The sequence below is a fragment of the Palleronia sp. genome (genome assembly GCF_042089775.1).
Classification (GTDB): domain Bacteria; phylum Pseudomonadota; class Alphaproteobacteria; order Rhodobacterales; family Rhodobacteraceae; genus Palleronia.
Genome location: NZ_JBELKF010000251.1, coordinates 1 through 2,607, shown reverse-complemented (window position 1 = coordinate 2,607; position 2,607 = coordinate 1). Strand labels below are relative to the sequence as shown.

Genomic DNA, 2,607 nt, shown 5'->3' with positions numbered 1-2,607 from the left:
AAGCGGGCCATGTTTATGCTGTAACGCCCGGCCAAACCCCATATGCGGGACTGCGCCCATGGTTGAGAGAGAACCTCGAGCCAGTCAACGTCGATTGGCAACAGGACTTCGGCCTCGGTGGCGGTCCAAACGTGATCGTCCACGATCAGCCACTGGACCATGAGCGTGTGGGCTCCAAGCAGATGCCAAGCCCCCTTCGGCGTCGTGTAATCGTTGGACGGCTGCCAGATGATGCCCTCGATCGTAGAGGAGGGCTTGTATATCCGGTAGGCTGCGACAAATCCGAAGACCAGAACCAACCCGAGCAGCAGGGCGAGTCCGGTTGCGGTTTGCCTATGCCTGATCACCGGGGCGCGCTCCATTCTGAAAGCCTTTCTCCTCCTTCAGGTGGCCTCATAGCGTAATGCGCTCGGATCATTCCAAGAATTCGTAGGCCGGCTTTCCCATCCCCGAACGGGTTTGGTGACTTGCGGAACCCCACACTCGGAAGCGCGTTGTCGAGGAGCCTGTGCGATTGTTCCAGAATCCGTCTCGGTTCCGTCCCGACAAGATATGCTGCGCCCGCCTCCACGGCCTCTGGGCGTTCGGTTTTATCCCGCAGGACGAGAACGGTCGTGCCCAAGGCAGCCGCTTCCTCCTGAAGGCCGCCAGAATCCGTCAAGATCAAGCAGGCGGATGAAACCAGATAGATAAAACTCTCATAGTCCTGTGGCGGCAAGAGATTGATAGCCTCGATTCCGCCAAGCTCGCGCTCAAGCACCATCCGCACGTTTGGGTTGGGATGCAACGTGACGAGAACCTTTATATCGGGCCGCTTTGCCAAGGCCTTCAGTGCCAGGCAGACGCCGAGCAGGCCGGAGCCGAAGCTTTCGCGGCGATGCATCGTAGCGAGGACGAGCTTGTGTTGCGCCGACAGCCCAAAACGAACCGAAAGCTCTTGTCTGAGATCGGGCGACCCCACGATCCTGTCGAGCGTATCGTACAGCATATCGATGACGGTGTTCCCCGTTACCGTTATATGGTGAGCGGGAATGTTTTCGTCGATCAGCGCCAAACGCGCCCTCATCGTTGGCGCAAAGTGCAACAGGGCGATCTGTCCGATCAACCGCCGATTCAGCTCTTCCGGCCACGGCGCATTAATGTCACCTGTCCGGAGTCCGGCCTCTACATGACCGATGTCGATCTTCTGATAGAAGGCCGCCAAACTTGCAGACAAGGCCGTGGTGGTATCACCATGAACCATTACCAGGTCCGGGACTTCTTGTTGCAGGACCGGCTCAAGCCCGCTGATGAGGCGGCTTGTTAGCTGGCTAAGCCCCTGACCCGGCAACATTAGGTCCAACTCGTGGTCAGGACTTCTGTGGAGGAGGCTTTTCATTTGTTCAAGCAACTCCCTATGCTGGCCAGTGGTGCAAAGGACGGATCGAACGTCTTGGGCTGCGTCCAGAGCGCGAACAACAGGTGCCATCTTGACCATTTCAGGACGGGTCCCCAGAACACACAGCACTTTGATCAAAACCGTCTCTCCTCCAAAGACGAAGTAGCAGTGCCGTTACCAGCGAACGATTGAAGCCGACGCTGATCCCGTGCGTTGCTCCTCAAAACATGTTTAAAGAGTACGATGGTCTCCCGATCGGCGCGTGGCATGTCTCGGGACGGCGGCGCTGGTCCAAGCTGGATGAGTGGCTGAAAGTTTCTTAGCCTGAGCACGGGCTTGTTCCAAGCCGGAAGAAGAAGGACGCAGCGCCATGGTGAAGCCCGAAAACATCTGGCGCGAGCAATGTGACGCCGCGATCACGATCCACGCCCGATACGGAGTACAGGCTGCGCTCGACTACCTCATTGGCGAGAAGCTCCTGCACTTCACAACCGCGGCCCGCAAGCATCCGGAATTCGCCGAGCAGCTGCCGTTTTTCGTCGCACGCCTGCTCCAGATGTTCTCGCGGAAGGTGATCCTGCGCTACATCGTTGACCGCGAAACCCGCCTGCTCGAGGAAAGCGACGAGGTCGATCCGGAGGAGGACATCATCTTGACGCCCGGACACACCGACGACCTTGAAAGCCTGCGACAGATCCTGGACTTCCTCCGCGTGGAACGGCCCGGAAGTACTTGAGACATCCTGGCGGCCCGGCTGGAATCAGCCCCGCCCGTAGACAGCGACGGTAGAGACTTCAGCCGCGGATACCGCCGGACAGCGGACGGAAACGATCGATGTCGGCCGCACGATCCTTGTTCTCGCCCCCTCATGGGTGGCATCAATGCAGCGGACCAGGATCTACTTCGATCGGCGTGACATCCGGCGCGACCACGCCGTCTGCCTGCATCTTGAAGAGGGTCTTCGGCGAGTACCCGTCCAGAACATAGAACCGGTTCCATGTGCGCGCCCACGAGCGGTCCGGACCGATCCGGATAAGGGGAGATGTTCGAGTTCTGGCGCCGCACCGGAGCCGCGGGTGCCCGGTGCTCTGACCGAGAAGGAACGGGGTGCTGCCCAGCACGGCCGCACACCATCCGTCCAGCACCGGCGCCCGGTCCAGTTCCTCCTGCGTCGGCGGGACGGATCCAAGACGATCTACGTGCTCCAGAAACCGACGGACGCGCTTCTC

General features: G+C 59.7%; 4 protein-coding genes. 1 reads left to right on the top strand and 3 read right to left on the bottom strand.

Annotation, left to right across the window (positions count from 1 at the left end; genetic code table 11):
- Together ACFDS3_RS20750 and wecB are read right to left on the bottom strand one after the other, a co-directional pair.
- Positions 1 to 362: hypothetical protein (locus ACFDS3_RS20750; RefSeq protein WP_375264217.1), on the bottom strand; the 362-nt coding region annotated here is incomplete at its 3' end.
- Positions 344 to 1,507, bottom strand: a complete 1,164-nt coding sequence (gene wecB / locus ACFDS3_RS20745; RefSeq protein WP_375264218.1) for a non-hydrolyzing UDP-N-acetylglucosamine 2-epimerase — start codon at positions 1,505 to 1,507, stop codon at positions 344 to 346. The genes ACFDS3_RS20750 and wecB, both read right to left, overlap by 19 nt.
- A gap of 241 nt (positions 1,508 to 1,748) precedes the next feature.
- Between wecB and ACFDS3_RS20740 the strand changes: the two genes are divergently transcribed.
- Complete coding sequence (locus tag ACFDS3_RS20740; protein ID WP_375264216.1) at positions 1,749 to 2,114, top strand: hypothetical protein; 366 nt, start codon at positions 1,749 to 1,751, stop codon at positions 2,112 to 2,114.
- 142 nt (positions 2,115 to 2,256) lie between these two features.
- Here the strand turns inward: ACFDS3_RS20740 and ACFDS3_RS20735 are convergent.
- Positions 2,257 to 2,607, bottom strand: a 351-nt coding sequence (locus ACFDS3_RS20735; RefSeq protein WP_375264215.1) for a DUF6634 family protein, incomplete at its 5' end; no start/stop codon positions are given.

What these genes read in the sequence shown, in the direction of transcription:
- ACFDS3_RS20740 (WP_375264216.1), top strand. Translation starts at nt 1,749, where the DNA reads ATGGTGAAGCCCGAAAACATCTGGCGCGAGCAATGTGACGCCGCGATC.